This is a genomic window from Pseudoduganella sp. R-34 (assembly GCF_049904655.1).
Classification (GTDB): domain Bacteria; phylum Pseudomonadota; class Gammaproteobacteria; order Burkholderiales; family Burkholderiaceae_D; genus Rugamonas.
Genome location: NZ_CP184572.1, coordinates 6,068,973 through 6,085,857 on the forward strand (window position 1 = coordinate 6,068,973; position 16,885 = coordinate 6,085,857).

The 16,885-nt window shown below is 63.0% G+C and carries 15 protein-coding genes; 8 read left to right on the plus strand and 7 right to left on the minus strand.

What is annotated here, in order from left to right; translation table 11 throughout:
* Positions 1-42 precede the first annotated feature (42 nt).
* From ACN9MW_RS27870 to ACN9MW_RS27880, 3 genes are all read left to right on the plus strand, one after another.
* Positions 43-585: a TRAP transporter small permease subunit gene (locus tag ACN9MW_RS27870; RefSeq protein WP_426165015.1), complete on the plus strand. Its 543-nt coding sequence runs from the start codon at positions 43-45 to the stop codon at positions 583-585.
* The gene (locus tag ACN9MW_RS27875) at positions 582-2,282 is read left to right on the plus strand and encodes a TRAP transporter large permease (RefSeq protein ID WP_426165017.1); all 1,701 of its coding nucleotides are present in this window, start codon (positions 582-584) and stop codon (positions 2,280-2,282) included. Before ACN9MW_RS27870 ends, ACN9MW_RS27875 begins: the two co-directional genes overlap by 4 nt.
* 95 nt (positions 2,283-2,377) lie before the next feature.
* Positions 2,378-3,112: a hypothetical protein gene (locus ACN9MW_RS27880; RefSeq protein WP_426165019.1), complete on the plus strand. Its 735-nt coding sequence runs from the start codon at positions 2,378-2,380 to the stop codon at positions 3,110-3,112.
* Positions 3,113-3,134: 22 nt separating this feature from the next.
* Here ACN9MW_RS27880 and ACN9MW_RS27885 read toward each other — a convergent pair whose 3' ends face one another.
* From ACN9MW_RS27885 to ACN9MW_RS27895, 3 genes are read right to left on the minus strand one after another with little or no spacing between them, the layout of a single operon-like run.
* A complete protein-coding gene (locus ACN9MW_RS27885) occupies positions 3,135-3,605 on the minus strand; it encodes a hypothetical protein (protein WP_426165021.1) in 471 nt (156 codons plus the stop codon).
* Between the two features lie 5 nt (positions 3,606-3,610).
* Positions 3,611-3,988: a glyoxalase superfamily protein gene (locus ACN9MW_RS27890; protein ID WP_426165023.1), complete on the minus strand. Its 378-nt coding sequence runs from the start codon at positions 3,986-3,988 to the stop codon at positions 3,611-3,613.
* Between the two features lie 40 nt (positions 3,989-4,028).
* Positions 4,029-4,691 carry a hypothetical protein gene (locus tag ACN9MW_RS27895; protein ID WP_057260906.1) on the minus strand — a complete coding sequence of 221 codons (663 nt, stop codon included), beginning with the start codon at positions 4,689-4,691 and terminating at the stop codon, positions 4,029-4,031.
* A 348-nt stretch (positions 4,692-5,039) separates the two neighbouring features.
* Between ACN9MW_RS27895 and ACN9MW_RS27900 the strand changes: the two genes are divergently transcribed.
* The 3 genes from ACN9MW_RS27900 (at position 5,040) to ACN9MW_RS27910 (ending at position 11,614) form a co-directional block, all read left to right on the plus strand.
* The gene (locus tag ACN9MW_RS27900) at positions 5,040-7,553 is read left to right on the plus strand and encodes a M4 family metallopeptidase (RefSeq protein WP_426165025.1); all 2,514 of its coding nucleotides are present in this window, start codon (positions 5,040-5,042) and stop codon (positions 7,551-7,553) included.
* A 197-nt stretch (positions 7,554-7,750) separates the two neighbouring features.
* The gene (locus ACN9MW_RS27905; RefSeq protein ID WP_426165027.1) at positions 7,751-10,264 is read left to right on the plus strand and encodes a M4 family metallopeptidase; all 2,514 of its coding nucleotides are present in this window, start codon (positions 7,751-7,753) and stop codon (positions 10,262-10,264) included.
* A gap of 117 nt (positions 10,265-10,381) precedes the next feature.
* Complete coding sequence (locus ACN9MW_RS27910) at positions 10,382-11,614, plus strand: M24 family metallopeptidase (RefSeq protein WP_426165029.1); 1,233 nt, start codon at positions 10,382-10,384, stop codon at positions 11,612-11,614.
* Here ACN9MW_RS27910 and ACN9MW_RS27915 read toward each other — a convergent pair whose 3' ends face one another.
* Entirely contained in the window at positions 11,615-12,061 is a 447-nt protein-coding gene (locus ACN9MW_RS27915; RefSeq protein WP_426165031.1) for a DUF2846 domain-containing protein, read from the minus strand.
* Positions 12,062-12,177: 116 nt separating this feature from the next.
* Here ACN9MW_RS27915 and ACN9MW_RS27920 point away from each other — a divergent pair, with 116 nt between their 5' ends.
* Complete coding sequence (locus ACN9MW_RS27920) at positions 12,178-12,600, plus strand: hypothetical protein (protein ID WP_426165033.1); 423 nt, start codon at positions 12,178-12,180, stop codon at positions 12,598-12,600.
* Complete coding sequence (locus tag ACN9MW_RS27925) at positions 12,575-12,859, plus strand: hypothetical protein (RefSeq protein WP_426165035.1); 285 nt, start codon at positions 12,575-12,577, stop codon at positions 12,857-12,859. Before ACN9MW_RS27920 ends, ACN9MW_RS27925 begins: the two co-directional genes overlap by 26 nt.
* A 140-nt stretch (positions 12,860-12,999) precedes the next feature.
* Here ACN9MW_RS27925 and paaZ read toward each other — a convergent pair whose 3' ends face one another.
* From paaZ to pcaF, 3 genes are read right to left on the minus strand one after another with little or no spacing between them, the layout of a single operon-like run.
* Positions 13,000-15,045, minus strand: coding sequence for a phenylacetic acid degradation bifunctional protein PaaZ (gene paaZ, locus ACN9MW_RS27930; protein ID WP_426165037.1), 2,046 nt, complete (start codon positions 15,043-15,045; stop codon positions 13,000-13,002).
* Between the two features lie 13 nt (positions 15,046-15,058).
* Positions 15,059-15,676 carry a phenylacetic acid degradation protein PaaY gene (paaY, locus tag ACN9MW_RS27935; protein ID WP_426165039.1) on the minus strand — a complete coding sequence of 206 codons (618 nt, stop codon included), beginning with the start codon at positions 15,674-15,676 and terminating at the stop codon, positions 15,059-15,061.
* A gap of 2 nt (positions 15,677-15,678) precedes the next feature.
* Positions 15,679-16,884: a 3-oxoadipyl-CoA thiolase gene (gene pcaF / locus ACN9MW_RS27940; protein WP_426165041.1), complete on the minus strand. Its 1,206-nt coding sequence runs from the start codon at positions 16,882-16,884 to the stop codon at positions 15,679-15,681.
* Position 16,885: the final 1 nt, after the last annotated feature.

Below are 16,885 nucleotides of genomic sequence, written 5' to 3' on the forward strand. Positions count from 1 at the left end.
CTAATATCCTTGCAATAAATAATCCAATCACCAGGAGACGCAATGCAGGAGTTTCTTCGCCTGTCGCATTGGCTTGACCGCCTTGGCTACCGCTGCGGGCAGCTGGCCAATGTGATGATCCTCGCCTCATGCTTCATCAGCGCCAGCAACGCCATGATCCGTTATGGCTTCGACTGGAGTTCCAACGCCCTGCTCGAAATGCAGTGGTACCTGTTTGGCGCCGCCGTCATGCTTGGCGCCAGCTACACCTTCCAGCGCAATGAGCACGTGCGCGTCGACCTGGTCTACGGCCACGTCCCCGAGCGCAAGCAACTCTGGATCGACGTCTTCGGCATCATCTTCTTCCTGTTCCCGGCCTGCATCCTGTTTGCCTGGCTGTCGTGGGAATCATTGTTCCTGCCTTCCTGGGCCATCATGGAACAATCGAGCAACGCCGGCGGCCTGGCGCGCTGGCCGATCAAATTCGTGGTGCCCGTCGGCTTTGCCCTGCTCACCCTGCAAGGCATTTCTGAACTGATCAAGCGCATCGCCCACCTCGCCGGCCAAGCCAACCTGGACAGCAAATACGAAAGGCCAGTGCAATGATTCCGTTGGAGATGATGCCGCCGCTGATGTTCGGTGGCCTGGTCGTATTCATGCTGGTCGGCTTCCCGGTAGCGTTCTCGCTGCTGGCGGTGGGCCTGTTCTTCGGCTTTATCGCGATTGCGCAGGGTTTCTTCGGCGTGCCCTTCCTGCAGGCAGTGCCGCAAAGGATTTTCGGCAGCGTGCTGGCCAACGACCTGCTGCTGGCGATCCCCTTCTTTACCTTCATGGGCGCGGTGCTGGAAAAGTGCCGCCTGGCGGAGGACATGCTCGACTCCATGGGCCGCCTGTTTGGCGGCGTGCGCGGAGGCCTGGGCTACTCGGTGATCATCGTCGGCTTCATCCTTGGCGCGATCACCGGCACCGTGGCGGCGCAGGTGATCGCCATGGCCATGATCTCGCTGCCGGTGATGATGCGCTACGGTTACCACATGCGCTACGCCACCGGCGTGCTGGCCGCTTCCGGCACCATCACCCAGCTGGTGCCGCCGTCGCTGGTGCTGGTGGTGCTGGCCGACCAGCTCAAGACCCCGACCGCTGCCGCCGACGTCGGCAGCATGTACCTTGGCGCCTGGGGCCCTTCGCTGGTGCAGATCGGCCTGTTCGCGCTGTACACCTTCATCCTGTCGCGCGTGAAGCCGCAATGGCTGCCGCCGGCGCCGCAGAACGAATTGGGCCCGCGCGGCTGGGCGCTGTGGAAGCAATGCCTGCAAGGCATCGTGCCGGCCGCTGTGCTGATCTTCATGGTGCTGGGCACCATGATGCTGGGCGTTGCGACGCCGACCGAATCGGGCGCCATGGGTGCGCTGGGCGCGGTGATCCTGGCAGCCCTGCGCCATCCGGAATTCAACGGCCGCGACAAGATCTTCTTCCGCATCGGCATGGCGGCCCTGGCGGCTGCGGCATTGCTGGGCGCCTTTGTGGAAGGCGCCAAGCCTGTCGTGCAGGGCGCGCTGGCCGTGCTGTACGTGTGCGTGGCCTGGATCGTGATCCGCGCCAGCCAGATCAAGCCGCTGCGCGACCTGATCGTCCTGAGCTACCAGTCCACCATGCGCCTGACGGCAATGGTGGTGTTCATCCTGATCGGCTCCACCTGCTTCTCCGTGGTGTTCCAGGGCGTGGACGGCGGGCTGTGGGTGGAGCACCTGTTCAACGGCATCCCGGGCGGCTGGATCGGCTTCCTGCTGGTGGTGAACCTGTTCGTGTTCTTCCTCGCCTTCTTCCTCGACTTCTTCGAGATCGCCTTCATCGTGGTGCCGATGCTGGCGCCGGTGGCGCAGAAGGTGCTGGCGCCGCAACTGGAGCCGCTGATGGGCAGTCCGGAGGCGGCGGCATCGGCCGCGCTGGTATGGTTCGGCGTGATGCTGTGCGTGAACATGCAGACCTCCTTCATGCACCCGCCTTTCGGCTTCGCGCTGTTCTACCTGCGCGGCGTGGCGCCGAAAGAAGTGAAGTCTTCGGATATCTACTGGGGCGCCCTGCCCTGGGTCGGCCTGCAAATGCTGATGGTGCTGCTGGTGGCTGCGCTGCCGCAAACCGTCACCGCCTTCCTCGACCGGGGCACGGGCGGCAAGGTGGAGTCGGGCGACCTGCATATCGAGCAGCCGGCGGCTCCGGAATCGCTACCTGCGCAAAAGCAGGACGACGAGCAGCAGCCGGAGCTGAACTTCTCGCAGCCTGAGGAAGAAAAGAAAAAGTAATCTGGGCAAACCTGATTATTTTATTGCAAGATTGCCATGAGGTAATTATCCTGTGGTGACCGGTCCGTTTCCGGGGTCAATACCACAGGATAATCATGTACAAGAAACTGCTATTCCCATTGGCCGCCAGCGCAATGCTCGGCGGCTGCGCCAACAACGCCCCGCTGATCGCACCGGACCAGCTGGCAACGCCGGCCAATATCACCTGCATCCAGCTGCCCGAGGCCATGACGGCCGTCGATGAAGCCGGTATCCTGAAGCTGGTGACCGAAACCCGCCTTGAGCGCGGCCCCTACGTTTCGGAAAAAGTGGATGCGGACGGCACCTACTACCGTGCCCCGCAGGGCGGCATCTCAATGTTCCAGCCCGGGAATCCCGGCGCCAAGCGCGGCTACAACGATGGCGGCTTCTACATCCCCAACGATCCGCAGAAGATGCCTTACATTTACATGTACACCTCAATGGATGGCGTGCCGCACGAAGCGCCAGCCGCAGGCGTCGGCTGCGCCGATGTCGGCTATGCCAAGGACCCGGTCACGAAAAAAATCAGCGTCGGCCTGATGGCAGCCGTTGGCGGCGCAGGTGGGGTGGCTGGCCGTGCCGCCGTCAAACATAGCAGCCTCAGCTACGGACAAGCGGCCGCCGGCGGCGCCATCGCTGGGGCACTGGTCGCTTACCTGGTCAATCAGGAGATGGGCAAGATCAGCCCTGTCACGCTGGTCAAGGACAAGGCCGTGCTGGGCAAGCTGCGTGAAATGTCGCTGCAGGCCGTTCCGGTCGCGCCGCAGCAGGGAGCCGCAACGTCCCCTGCCGGCGCCGCACCGCAATAAGACAGCGCGGCGCAGCGGCCCCTCAGTCGAGCGGGCCGCAGGAGGCCTTGGTGTATTGGGCCTCCAGCTTGTCGATGTCGTCCTGGGTCTTGGCCATGGCATCGAGCTGGGAATTGCGGCGGTTCTCATTGCGCCGGCCGTACAATTCTTCGCGGCGGGAACGCAGCGAATCGCAGCTGCTCTTTGCCACTGGCGCACTGGCGGCGGCCTCCTTCGACGCTTCCTCTTCCTCCTTGGCCTGTCTGGCACGCGCTTCGCGGTTGCGCACGACAAGTTCGTCCGCACGCTCGCGGTCTTCCTGCGCGCGCGCCTGGGCCGCCTTTACCTGGGCGGCCGTCGGCGGCGGCGGGTAATCGAGGGGGGCGCCGCCCTTGGCGCATGGCATGGACTGGTAGGTCACCTTGCCGTCTACCGTACACTTGAACAGCCCTTGCGCGCCGGCCTGCGACGCGGCGGCCATGCCAAGTACTGCGAACAACAGCGCTTTCTTCATTGCGCTTACTCCCAATGGGTCTGGGTCAAAAATTTGAGCCGGTTGTTATCTGGATCGAGAACGGACATCACGCGCAGGTCCGCTCCCAGGTCATTGTTCGGCGCTTGCTCGACGTTCACGCCGTACTCCAGGAAGTCGTCGTACAAGGCGTCGACGTCCGGAACATAAAAGTGTACCAGCCCGCCCGGTTGGCAGTCGCCCGAATGTTCTGATAGGAAAATTTCCATGCCATCGAGCATCATCGAGGCAAAGGTCGGCATGCCCGGCTCGAAGTGGTGGGTCCACTCCTCGCGAAAGCCAAGCGACTCATAGAAAGGCTTGCTGGCGGCGTAGCTCGCCACCCGCAATGCCGGCACTACCCGCTGCGTGTCTTTCAAGCCCATGCGAACTCCCCTGTAAGTTCTCCTTACAGGGAAGTGTACATCAGTGCTTGTGCGCGATCATGTTGGAGAGGACGCTGAAGGCGGCGCCCGTGTGTTCCTTCTCCAGCAGCAGGGTGAGCTCGGTGTGGGTCGAGATCAGGTTGATCAGGTTGACCTTGTCCCACGCCAGCTTCTTCAGGATGGCGTGATAGATGCCCGGCGTGCGCCAGGAATCGGCGGTCAGCTGCAGCGTGACGGCGTTCAGGTTCTCCAGCCGCGCCAGCAGGCGCTCGCCGGCGAAGATCTGTTCGACCAGGCCGATGAACGGGCGGCTGCAGATCACCACCACTTCCTCGCTGCCGCGGGTGACGGTCAGGTACAGGCCGTGGCCCGTGCCCGAACGCTCCAGCAGCTGGCGGTGGCATTCATCGATGCGGTCCGATCGGCGGAAAGTGAATTCGACGAGGTCGGTGCGTGCGGTCAGCTGGCCGGACTGCTGGGCCAGCACCAGTTCCTGTGCATCCTTGTCCGGCAGGCGCCCGGCCACGCGGCGCAAGGCCATGACCACGGCCGCCTGGCCGACGGGCTTCCACAGGTCGTTCTGGAGCTGCGGCTGCAGCTGGCGCGCCAGTTCCGACAGGTTGATCAGGCCACGGCGCAGACCTTCGCTCAGGAAGGGCGACTCCGTGACGATCCTTTCGACTTTGGTAGATATAGACAACATGAGTGATGCGCCCTCACTAAGTGGTACGTCAAACAAATGACGGGCTAGTGTAAAACGCAAAATTCAACTAGTGCAACATGAGTGTGACAATTTGATACATATTTGTGTTGCGTCAAACACGAAACTAGAAAAACACCTCTATTTCGTTGTAACTTCCCTACAAATCGCGCCAATCGTGCGCCATTTCGTCGCGAGGCAAGCTAGTTCAACAACCACGCAAATGTAATCAAATGTCTAAAACTGAACAAAAAGTGTAGAAACGACTTATTTCGCAACTTTTTTGACTTGCATAAAGAACAGGCATAACTTCCCGCTCTCCCTAAACCCCAACGCTCACAAGGAGAGCTGATGAAACTTCGCAAAAGCCTGCTGGCTGCAGCTGTAGCCGCCTCTTTCGCCCCCGCATTTGCAGGCGTCCTGCCAGAAACCATGATGGCCGCGCCGGCCCAGCCGATGAGCCTTGCAGCCAAGGCCAACCTGGCTGCGCGCCTGGACGAGCGCCGTTCCGCCGCAGGCCTGGACAGCGAGCACGGCTACAAGATGCGTGAACAGCACCCGGGCGCCAACGGCCAGCGCATCCTGCGCGCCGACCATACCTTCCAGGGCCTGCGCGTGTTCGGTTCCGAGTCCGTTGTCGTCACCGACGAAAACGGCGACATCGTCAGCGAGTCCGCATCCGACCGCCGCAACGGCCTGGACGCGCATCGCTCCGCGCGCGCGACCGGCAAGGGCGCTCCTGACACCACGCCAGCCTTCAGCGCCGACGAAGCGATCCGCGTCGCCGTTTCGCGCACCGCAGGCAAAACCCACCGCGTCAAGCCGGAAGCCGAACTGCTGATCTGGCCGGTGGTCAAGACCCAGCGCACCGCCGCCGCCGCCAACAAGGCAGAAAGCGCGCTGAACGCGATGGACGTGGAAGACGTGGTCGACCATTACGAGCTGGCCTACCTGGTCAAGACCCGCATGAACAAGGACGGCCGTCCTGTGTTCCGCGATACCGTGATCAACGCCGCCACCGGCGCCGTGATCAAGCAGTGGGATGCGCTGCAGACCGTGGTCGGCGTCGGCCACAGCCAGTACAACGGCGACGTGCCGATCAACACCACCCTGTCCGGCTCCACCTACAAGATGCTGGACTCCACCCGCGGCGTAGGCGGCACCTTCGGCGGCATGGCAATCACCAACGCCAACCACTCGCCAGAATCCAACCCGCAGGCCGGCTCGATCTACACCAACAGCACCAACACCTGGGGCGACGGCCAGCAGTACATCAGCGGCGGCAGCACCACCAACGCCAACGGCCAGACCGCCGCAGTGAATGCGCTGTGGGGCCTGATGAACACCTACGACACGCTGAAGAACGTGGTGGGCTGGTCCTCGCTGGACGGCAACAACACCGCCACCTACATCGCCGTCCACGTCGACAACAACTACGACAACGCCTTCTTCGATCCGAACTGCAAGTGCATGTACATCGGCGACGGCTCCAGCTTCTACAGCCTGGGTTCCATCGACGTGATCGGCCACGAAATGGGCCACGGCGTGACCGACGCCACGTCCAACCTGACCTACTCCGGCGAATCCGGCGGCCTGAACGAGTCCAACTCCGACATCACCGGCGAAATGGTGGAAGCGTATGCCCGCAACGGCGGCACCGGCAGCACCATCCCGTCCGGCAACGACTGGATGATGGGCAAGGAAATCGCCAGGAACGGCCAGCCGCTGCGCTGGATGTGGAAGCCTTCCAAGGATGGCTCGTCGAAGGATGCCTGGAGCAGCACCCTGGGCAACCTGAACGTGCACTACTCCTCGGGCCCGAACAACCGCATGTTCTACTTCCTGTCGCAAGGCTCGAACTCCTCGTCCTCGAGCGAGATGTACAGCCCGTACCTGACCAAGCAGCCGCTGGCCATGACCGGTATCGGCAACGACAAGGCGTTCCGCATCTGGTTCAAGGCCAACACCACCAAGTTCACCGCGTCGACCAACTATGCTGACGCGCGCAACAAGGTGATCCAGGCTGCGGAAGAACTGTACGGCGTGGGCAGCAAGGAATCGATCGCTGTAAAACGCGCATACGCTGCGATCAACGTCGGCACCGACGTCGACGAAGCAGGCGGCTCCGGCGTATCGATCTCCACCCAGCCGAACAACGTCACCGTGGCTGCAGGCGGCACCGCCAGCTTCACCGTAGGCGCAACCGGCGGCACTTCGCCGTACAGCTACAAGTGGTACCGCAACGGCACCCAGATCTCGGGCGCTACTTCGGCTACCTACTCGTTCACCGCGCAGGCGGCCGACAACGGCGCCGTGTTCAATGCCGTGGTCACCGACTCCTCGTCGCCGGTGAAGACCGCGACCTCGAACAACGCGACCCTGACCGTGGGCACCACCCAGCAATCCGAGCTGGTCGTGAACGGCGGTTTCGAATCCGGTACCACGCCATGGGCCGGCAGCACCGGCGTGATCGGCAACTACAGCGGCCAGTCGGCGTACGAAGGCACCCGCTTCGCATGGCTGGGCGGTAACGGCGCCACCGCGACCGAAACCCTGTACCAGACCGTGTCCATCCCATCGACCGCGACGTCGGCGAACTTCTCGTTCGCGCTGCATATCGACACCGCGGAATCGGGCAGCACCGCGTACGACAAGCTGGTCGTTACCGTGAAGAACAGCTCCGGCACCACCCTGGGCACCCTGGCGACCTACAGCAACGCCAACGCTGCCAGCGGCTACCAGGTCCGCAGCTTCAACCTGCTGCCGTACAAGGGCCAGTCCGTGCGCCTGCACTTCAACATGACCGAAGACTCGTCGCTGCAGACGTCCTTCGTGGTTGATAAGGTCAGCCTGCAAGTCAAGTAACAGGCGGTAACCGGCAGTCAGGCGGGGGCGGCTCACCAGGCCGCCCCCGTTTCTTTTGGTGACTATAAAACCGTAATCTATTGTCTAAAAATATACAAAATAAGTAAAAATGACTCATTTCGCAAGTTTGTTGACTTGCACAAAAAACAGGCATAACGTCATCTCTCCCCACCAACCCAAGTTCCCAAGGAGAGTCGATGAAACTTCGCAAAAGCCTGTTGGCCGCAGCCGTTGCCGCCTCGTTCGCCCCTGCATTCGCAGGCGTCCTGCCAGATACCCTGATGGCCTCTCCTGCTCAACCGCTGAGCGTTGAAGCCAAGGCGAACCTGGTGACGCGCCTGGATTCACTTCGCTCTGCAGCCGGCCTCGATAGCGAGCATGGCTACAAGCTGCGCGAACAGCACCCGGGTGTCAACGGCCAGCGCATCGTGCGCGCCGACCACACCTTCCAGGGCCTGCGCGTGTTCGGTTCCGAGTCCGTCGTTGTCACCGATGAAAACGGCAATATCGTCAGCGAGTCCGCATCCGACCGCCGCAATGGCCTGGACGCTTCGCGCGCCGCCAGGGCCTCGGGCAGGGGCGCACCGGAAACCACTGCTGCCTTTGGCGCCGACGAGGCGATCCGCATCGCCGTATCGCGTACACCGGGCACCCAGCACCGCATCAAGCCGGAAGCAGAATTGCTGATCTGGCCAGTAGTCAAGACCCAGCGCACCGCCGCCGCCGCCAACAAGGCCGAAAGCGCGCTGAACGCGATGGACGTGGAAGAAGTAGTCGACCACTACGAGCTGGCCTACCTGGTCAAGACTCGCATGAACAAGGACAACCGTCCGGTGTTCCGCGACACCGTGATCAGCGCCAAGACCGGCGCCGTGATCAAGCAGTGGAACGCCCTGCAGACCGTGGTCGGCGTCGGCCATAGCCAGTACAACGGCGACGTGCCGATCAACACGACCCTGTCCGGCTCCACCTACAAGATGCTGGACTCCTCGCGCGGCACCGGGGGCACCTATGGCGGCATGGCCATCACCAATGCCAACCACTCGTCGGCCAACAACCCAAGCCCAGGCTCCATCTACACCAACAGCACCAACACCTGGGGCGACGGCCAGCAATACAACGGCGGCAGCACCACCAACGCCAACGGCCAGACCGCCGCTGTGAATGCGCTGTGGGGCCTGATGAACACCTACGACACGCTGAAGAACGTGGTCGGCTGGTCTTCACTGGACGGCAACAACACCGCGACCTACATCGCCGTCCACGTCGACAACAACTACGACAACGCCTTCTTCGACCCAAGCTGCAAGTGCATGTACATCGGCGACGGCTCCAGCTTCTACAGCCTCGGTTCAATCGACGTGATCGGCCACGAAATGGGCCACGGCGTGACCGATGCCACTTCCAACCTGAACTACTCAGGCGAGTCCGGCGGCCTGAATGAATCGAACTCCGACATCACCGGCGATATGGTCGAGGCCTATGCCCGCGCTGGCGGCACCGGCAGCACCATCCCGTCCGGCAACGACTGGATGATGGGCAAGGAGATCAGCAAGTCCGGCCAGCCGCTGCGCTGGATGTGGAAGCCTTCCAAGGACGGCGCATCGCGCGATGCCTGGAGCAGCACCCTGGGCAATATCGACGTGCACTACTCCTCGGGTCCGAACAACCGCATGTTCTATTTCCTGTCCCAGGGCTCGAATTCCTCGTCCTCGAGCGAGATGTATAGCTCCTACCTGAACAAGCAGCCGCTGGCCATGACCGGTATCGGCAACGACAAGGCGTTCCGCATCTGGTTCAAGGCCAACACCACCAAGTTCACCTCGTCGACCAATTATGCCGACGCGCGCAACAAGACGGTGCAGGCCGCGGAAGAACTGTACGGCGTAGGCAGCCCGGAATCGATCGCGGTCAAGCGCGCATACGCTGCGATCAACGTCGGCAGCGACGTGGACGAAGCCAATCCGAATACGGTAACGATCACCACGCAGCCGAACAACGTGACGGTCGCCCCCGGCGGCACCGCCACCTTCACCGTGGGTGCAAGCGGCGGCACAACGCCTTACAGCTACGCGTGGTACCGCAACGGCACGCAGATCTCGGGCGCCACTTCGGCGACCTACTCGTTCACCGCGCAGGCAGCGGACAATGGCGCCGTGTTCAAGGCCATCGTCAGCGACTCCTCGTCGCCGGCAAAAACCGCCACCTCGAACAACGCCACCCTGACCGTGGGCACCACGCCGCCGCAGAGCGAACTGATCGTCAACGGCGGCTTCGAGTCCGGCACTTCGCCATGGGCTGGCAGCACCGGCGTGATCGGCAACTACAGCGGCCAGACGGCCTACGAAGGCAGCCGCTTCGCATGGCTGGGCGGTAACGGCACGACCGCTACCGAAACCCTGTACCAGACCGTGACCATCCCGGCCACCGCAACGTCGGCCACCCTGTCGTTCGCGCTGCATATCGACACCAACGAGTCGGGCAGCACCGTGTACGACAAGATGGTCGTGTCCGTGAAGAACAGCTCCGGCACCACCCTGGGCACCCTGGCAACCTACAACAACACCATGCCGGCCAGCGGTTACCAGATCCGCACTTTCAACCTGCTGCCGTACAAGGGCCAGACCGTGCGCATCCACTTCAACATGACGGAAGACTACTCGCTGCAGACTTCCTTCGTTGTTGACAAGGTAAGCGTGCAAGTCCAGTAAGATTCGTCATCCCGGCCGGTATGCGGCTATCGTCATCCCCCGATACGATAGCTGCATAGCCGGCTTTTTTCCGTCCTTGCGGTGCTATGATGTTTCCCTTGTTTTTAAGGAGGCAGCATGGGCATTGGTATCGGCGGCAAGACTATCGAAGAGGCATTGGCATCCCTGTCGGACATGACGGCGGGCGCCACGCCGATCGGCAAGGATGAACACCTGGCGCGCATCGACAAGGCGCAAGCCTACATGCGCCAGCAAGGCATTGCCGCCATCTATATCAATGCAGGCTCCAACCTGCTCTACTTCACCGGCACCAAGTGGTACCCGAGCGAACGCATGGTCGGCGCCATCCTGCCAGCCAGCGGCGCCGTCGAATACATCGCCCCCGCCTTCGAAGAAGATACGCTGAACGACTTCATGCTGGTGGAAGGCGCCGTCAACTGCTGGCATGAGCATGAAAGCCCATATGCGCTGTTCATCGCGGTCCTGAAGAAAATGGGCATTGTGCCGAATGCCGCACAGCCGCCGCGCGTCGGCATCGACGAAAGCGCCGCCTTCTTCATCTTCGACGGCATCCGCCCCCTGGCCGAAGGCTATGCGCTGGAAAACGCGCGCCCCGTCACTGCCCATTGCCGCACCCGCAAGTCGAAGGCGGAAATCGCCCTGATGCAGCGCGCCAAGGACATGACCTTGGCCGTGCACATTGCCGCTGCCAGCATCCTGCGCGAAGGCATCACCACCACCGAGGTGGCGGAATTCATCGACAAGGCGCACCGTAAGGTGGGCGCGCCTGCCGGCTCCTACTTCGTGATCGTGCTGTTCGGCGTAGCCAGCTCCTTCCCGCACGGCGTCTCTTACGTGCAGGCGCTGAAGCAAGGCGACACAGTGCTGATCGACACCGGCTGCAAGCTGCACAACTACATTTCCGACATCACCCGCACTTATGTGTACGGCGAAGCGAGTGAGCGCCAGCGCGCCGTATGGAATGCGGAGAAAGCGGCGCAACTGGCCGCGTTTGAAGCAGCCCAGCTGGGCGTGCCGTGCGAAGAGGTGGACATGGCCGCGCGCCGTTCACTGCAGGCGGCCGGCTTCGGCCCGGAATACAAGCTGCCAGGCCTGCCGCACCGCACCGGCCACGGCATCGGCCTGGACATCCACGAATGGCCATACCTGGTCGGCGGCGACAAGACGCCGCTGGACGTCGGCATGACCTTCTCGAACGAGCCGATGATCGTGGTGCCAGGCGCATTTGGCGTGCGCCACGAAGACCACTTCTACATGGCGGAGGACGGCCCGCGCTGGTTCACAAAGCCATCTCACTCCATCGACGATCCATTCGGATTGCAGGCTTGATCAGTTGGACTTTGGCGCGCCGGTGAAGTTCAGGGACGGCAGTTCCCTGCGGGCTTCTTCGGCGCTGACCAGTTCCGGCACCACGCGGCCGACCTTCTCCTCAAACTGCGCCTTGGTGCGCACATACCTGGTCTCCCCGGGTTCAAGAACGAAACTGAGCTTTCTGGTAACCCTGGTAGCGGCGGATACTTCGTGCTTGCCCGGCGCCGCATCGAGATAGAAGTAGCCGCCTGGAAGAGAGTCGCCTACCACGATCCCATCCAGCTTGACCGGGGCCGTCATGCCGCCGCCAGTGAGCGCGTCAACGCGATAGAAATACACACGGCCCTGGCCGGGCGACAGCTTGGGCATGCCAGCCTCCTGCTGCGCAAACCTGGTTCCGGATACCGAAGTGCAGCCCGTCAGCAGGGCCATGGCGGCAATTGCCGCCAGCGATATGAATTTCATGCTTACCTTAAGAAGTTAAGAGCGGCGCAGCCCGCAGTGTAGCGAATCCATGTCCGCTTGTGGCATTTCATAATCGCTTCATTCTGAGCGCATACAGGCCATCTAAAGTACCGCTCATGAACATCTCTATTTCGATGCAGCGCGTCATGTACGCCCACCTCCTTGCGGTTAGCTGCGCCGCGCTCACCTTCGTCTTCGGCAACGAGCTGTGGGACTTCGTCGTGAACGGCGATAAAACCTTCCGCTTTCCCCTCGCTACACTGGTACTGGCATGGATCATGGCTTTCGCCGCCTCGGTCCTGCCTTTTGCAGGTGCGATGACGCTGGCCGTGCGCCGCGGCATCCGCAGCCCATGCTTCTTCATCGGCGGTGCAGTCCTCACCGCCATGGCATTCCTGCCGCTGCTGGCATGCGCCTATTCCGCGCGTCATCTGGTGCGGCTGGCCCCGATGCTTTTCCTCGCCGGACTTGCAGCGGGCAGCGCTTGCTGGCTTATGCTAAAGTCGGCGCACAATGAAGATATTGTTCCTGCTATTTAGTGCGCTGCTGGTGGCGGCGCTAGTGACCGACCGGCTGCGGCAATGGCGCGGCGGAAGGCGTAATGAGCGCGGTACCTGCGCGCTCTGCGCTGCTGAAATCAACTGGAATACCTATGAAGAGCTCCCGCTGGCAAGCGGTGGCGGTGCGAAAATGCGGGTTTGCCAGCGCTGCCATGCACGTCATTACAAGTTGAAGTGGTCGGCCGTGGTGCTGATCATTCTGGCGTTTGCAGGCGTGATCTACATAATGATGATGTAGCTGCGTTTCACAGCGGGTTCATACTGGCCGCACATTCGCCCGCTACAGTGCGGGACATGAAAAACAATCCCCCTTCGCCACGCAAGCGCGGTGGCAAGCGGCGCCGCCGGCGGCACCGCTTGCTGGCATATGCTGGAAAGTCAGGCGCGCTTGGATACGAGAGTCAGGATGTCGTAGCTTGCAACCAGTTCGTCGTTCTGGTTGGTCACCTGCACGTCCCACGCCACCACGCCCTGGCCACGGCCTTTGTCGTCGGTACGGTTGCGGTCGACCTTGCGCTTGCAGGTCAGGCGGGCGCGGATGGTGTCGCCGATCGCTACCGGGGTGATGAAGCGCAGGTTGTCCAGGCCGTAATTGGCCAGCACCGGGCCGGGCGCAGGGGACACGAACAGGCCCGCCGCCGCCGACAGCACGAAGTAGCCGTGGGCGATGCGCTTGCCGAACTGGGTGTCCTTGGCGGCGATCTCGTCGAAGTGCATGTAGAAGTAGTCGCCCGAAATGCCGCCGAAGTTGACGATGTCGGCTTCGCTCACGGTGCGGCGATGGGTTAGCAGCGAATCGCCGATTGCCAGGTCTTCGAAGGTCTTGCGGAACGGATGGATGTCACCTTCCTTGACCGCGCCACCGCGCACGTACTCGCCGGTGATGGCAGTCAGCATCGTCGGCGAGCCTTGCACCGCGGCGCGCTGCAGGAAATGACGCACCGCGCGGATCCCGCCCAGTTCCTCTCCTCCGCCCGCGCGGCCAGGACCGCCGTGCTTCAGTTGCGGCAGCGGCGAGCCGTGACCGGTGGAATCCACCGAAGCTTCCCGATCCAGCACGTGCACGCGGCCATGCGAGGCAGCCGCGATCGGCACGGCGTAGGCAGCGGTTGCCGGGTCCTTGGTCACCAGGGTCGACACCAGCGAACCCTTGCCGCGCGCAGCCAGCTCCAGCGCCTCGTCGATGGAGTCGTAGGTCATCATGGTGCTGACCGGGCCGAAGGCTTCCACGTCGTGCACGGCATCGTTGGTCAGGGCGTTACGGCACAGCAGCAGGGTCGGCGAGAAGAAGGCGCCGTTCTCGACGCCTTCGCCCACCAGCTTCAGCGATCCGGCGCCACCGAACAGGATTTCATTGCCTTGCGCCAGCTGGGCTACTCGCTCGGCCACGTCGCGCTGCTGGTCTTTCGAGGCCAGTGCGCCCATGCGAACGCCTTCCACCGAAGGATCGCCCACCACGACTTTGCCCAGGCGTTCGCGCAGTTTTTCCGCCACCGCGTCCGCATGCAGGCGCGGGACGATGATGCGGCGCACGGCGGTACATTTCTGCCCCGCCTTGGTGGTCATCTCGCGCTGCACTTCTTTCACGAACAGGTCGAACTCGGGATCGTCAGGCGTGACGTCGGGCGCCAGGATCGCACAGTTCAGCGAGTCCGCTTCCGCCGTGAACGGCACGGAATTGGCGATCAGGTTGCGGTTGGAGCGCAGCTTGGCCGCGGTGTCGGCGGAACCGGTGAAGGTCACCACGTCTGCGCCGCCCAGGCGGTCCAGAAGGTCGCCGGTGCTGCCGATCACCAGCTGCAGCGAGCCTTCCGGCAGCAGGCCGGAATCGTTGATCATGCGGATCAGCGCCTCGGTCAAGTAGGAAGTCGCGCTGGCAGGCTTGCCGATGCACGGCATGGCGGCCAAGAAGGATGGCGCGAACTTTTCCAGCAAGCCCCAGATCGGGAAGTTGAAAGCGTTGATGTGCACCGCAATGCCGCCGCGCGGCACCAGGATGTGGGTGCCGGAGAAGCCGCCGCGCTTGCCCAGCGCCATGGCCGGGCCTTCATGCAGCACGTTCGACGATGGCAGTTCGCGGCTGCCCATGCTGGCGTAGGCGAACAGGGTGCCAATGCCGCCTTCCACGTCGACCCAGCTATCCGGGCGGGTGGCGCCGGTCAGGTGAGAGATCGAATACAGTTCTTCCTTGCGCTCCATCAGGTACATCGCCAGGGCTTTCAGGCGCTGGGCGCGGGTCTGGAAGTCCAGCTTCATCAGGGCCGGGATGCCGGTTTTGCGGCCGTAGTGCACGGCTTCGGCGAAGTCCAGCTTCTCGGCGTGGGTGTGGTAGATGACGCGGTTGTCCAGGGCGCTGTGCAGTGCGGTCGCGGCTTCCTTGCCTTGCCAGCGGCCGCCGATGAAGCTTTGCAGGGTGTGTACCATTTGTAGTCTCCGATTACTGTTTATTGTCGAATGCTTGCTTGTGCAGGTGCATAGGCAGCGAAGTGTCCCATTGCATGCGCTGGCGGCCAGGGGCAGCCTCGGTGTCTGGCTGGCACTCCACCATCGTCTGCATCGAGCGCACGGCCAGCTCGTGATACTGGCCGGTGCCCAGCGTCTTCCAGGCGATTTCGCTGTCGCTGACCTGGCGCAGGATCTTGGCCGGCGCGCCGACCACCATGCTGCGCGGCGGGATTTCCATGCCGGCTTTGACGAAGGCTGCTGCGCCGACGATGCTCTCTGCGCCCACCACCGCGTTATCCATCACCACCGCGTTCATGCCCACCAAGGCATTGCGGCCGATGCGGCAGCCGTGCAGCACTGCGCCGTGGCCGATATGGCCATCCTGCTCGACCACCGTGTCGCCGCCGGGGAAACCGTGCATCACGCAGGTGTCCTGCACGTTGGCGCCCTCTTCCAGGATCAGGCGCCCGAAATCGCCGCGCAGCGATGCCAGCGGCGCCACGTAGCAGCGCGGGCCGACAATCACGTCGCCGATTAGCACCGCGGTCGGGTGCACATAGGCCGTAGGATGGACCACAGGCCGCACGCCATTGATCTCGTAGCAAGGCATGGTCAGACTCGCTCGATCACCAGCGCGATGCCCTGGCCTACGCCGATGCACATGGTGCACAGCGCGTAGCGGCCGCCGGTGCGTTCGAGCTGGTTCAGCGCGGTGGTCACCAGGCGCGCACCCGAGGCGCCCAGCGGGTGGCCGATAGCAATCGCACCGCCGTTCGGGTTGACGCGGGCGTCGCCGTCCTTCAGTCCCAGGTCGCGGGTCACTGCCAGGCCCTGCGCGGCAAAGGCTTCGTTCAATTCGATCACGTCCATCTGTTCGATGGTCATGCCCAGTTGCGCCAGCAGCTTCTTGCTGGCCGGCGATGGACCGAAGCCCATGATGCGCGGCGCCAGGCCGGCGGTCGCCATGCCCAGCACCTTGGCGCGCGGCTTCAGACCGAATTTGTCGACTGCAGCGGCGGATGCCAGCAGCAATGCGCAGGCGCCGTCGTTCACGCCGGAGGCATTGCCGGCGGTGACCGTACCATCGGGCTTGACCACGCCTTTCAGCTTGGCCAGCGCCTCAATGGTGGTGTCCGGACGCGGGTGTTCGTCGGTGTCGATCACCTTGGGTTCGCCTTTTTTCTGCGCGATGGTGACAGGCACGATCTCGCCCTTGAAAAAGCCGGCGGCATGGGCGGCTGCCCAGCGCTGCTGGCTGCGGATGGCGAAGGCATCCTGGTCGGCGCGTGCGACGGACCATTGCTCGGCCACGTTCTCCGCGGTCTCCGGCATCGAGTCAATGCCGTACTGCGCCTTCATCAGCGGGTTCACGAAGCGCCAGCCGATGGTGGTGTCTTCGATCTTCGCGCTGCGGGAGAACGCGCTGTCGGCCTTGCCCATGACGAAAGGCGCGCGGGTCATGCTTTCCACGCCGCCCGCAATCACCAGTTGCGCCTCGCCCGACTTGATGGCGCGGGCCGCGATGCCGACTGCGTCCAGCGAAGAACCGCACAGGCGGTTGATGGTGTTGCCCGGCACCTCCACCGGCAGGCCGGCCAGCAAGCCGGCCATGCGGCCCACGTTGCGGTTGTCTTCGCCGGCGCCGTTGGCGCAGCCGTAATAGACATCGTCCACCTGTTTCCAGTCGACGGAAGGATTGCGCGCCATCAGCGCTGCGATCGGGATGGCAGCCAGGTCGTCGGCGCGCACGCCTGCCAGTGCGCCGCCGTAGCGGCCGAACGGTGTGCGAACGGCGTCGCAGATGAATGCTTCGGTCATT

What these genes read in the sequence shown, in the direction of transcription:
- paaY (WP_426165039.1), bottom strand. Translation starts at nt 15,676, where the DNA reads ATGCCTTGCTACGAGATCAATGGCGTGCGGCCTGTGGTCCATCCTACG.
- ACN9MW_RS27870 (WP_426165015.1), top strand. Translation starts at nt 43, where the DNA reads ATGCAGGAGTTTCTTCGCCTGTCGCATTGGCTTGACCGCCTTGGCTAC.
- ACN9MW_RS27880 (WP_426165019.1), top strand. Translation starts at nt 2,378, where the DNA reads ATGTACAAGAAACTGCTATTCCCATTGGCCGCCAGCGCAATGCTCGGC.
- ACN9MW_RS27875 (WP_426165017.1), top strand. Translation starts at nt 582, where the DNA reads ATGATTCCGTTGGAGATGATGCCGCCGCTGATGTTCGGTGGCCTGGTC.
- paaZ (WP_426165037.1), bottom strand. Translation starts at nt 15,045, where the DNA reads ATGGTACACACCCTGCAAAGCTTCATCGGCGGCCGCTGGCAAGGCAAG.
- ACN9MW_RS27920 (WP_426165033.1), top strand. Translation starts at nt 12,178, where the DNA reads ATGAACATCTCTATTTCGATGCAGCGCGTCATGTACGCCCACCTCCTT.
- ACN9MW_RS27925 (WP_426165035.1), top strand. Translation starts at nt 12,575, where the DNA reads ATGAAGATATTGTTCCTGCTATTTAGTGCGCTGCTGGTGGCGGCGCTA.
- ACN9MW_RS27895 (WP_057260906.1), bottom strand. Translation starts at nt 4,691, where the DNA reads ATGTTGTCTATATCTACCAAAGTCGAAAGGATCGTCACGGAGTCGCCC.
- ACN9MW_RS27890 (WP_426165023.1), bottom strand. Translation starts at nt 3,988, where the DNA reads ATGGGCTTGAAAGACACGCAGCGGGTAGTGCCGGCATTGCGGGTGGCG.
- pcaF (WP_426165041.1), bottom strand. Translation starts at nt 16,884, where the DNA reads ATGACCGAAGCATTCATCTGCGACGCCGTTCGCACACCGTTCGGCCGC.
- ACN9MW_RS27910 (WP_426165029.1), top strand. Translation starts at nt 10,382, where the DNA reads ATGGGCATTGGTATCGGCGGCAAGACTATCGAAGAGGCATTGGCATCC.
- ACN9MW_RS27915 (WP_426165031.1), bottom strand. Translation starts at nt 12,061, where the DNA reads ATGAAATTCATATCGCTGGCGGCAATTGCCGCCATGGCCCTGCTGACG.
- ACN9MW_RS27905 (WP_426165027.1), top strand. Translation starts at nt 7,751, where the DNA reads ATGAAACTTCGCAAAAGCCTGTTGGCCGCAGCCGTTGCCGCCTCGTTC.
- ACN9MW_RS27885 (WP_426165021.1), bottom strand. Translation starts at nt 3,605, where the DNA reads ATGAAGAAAGCGCTGTTGTTCGCAGTACTTGGCATGGCCGCCGCGTCG.
- ACN9MW_RS27900 (WP_426165025.1), top strand. Translation starts at nt 5,040, where the DNA reads ATGAAACTTCGCAAAAGCCTGCTGGCTGCAGCTGTAGCCGCCTCTTTC.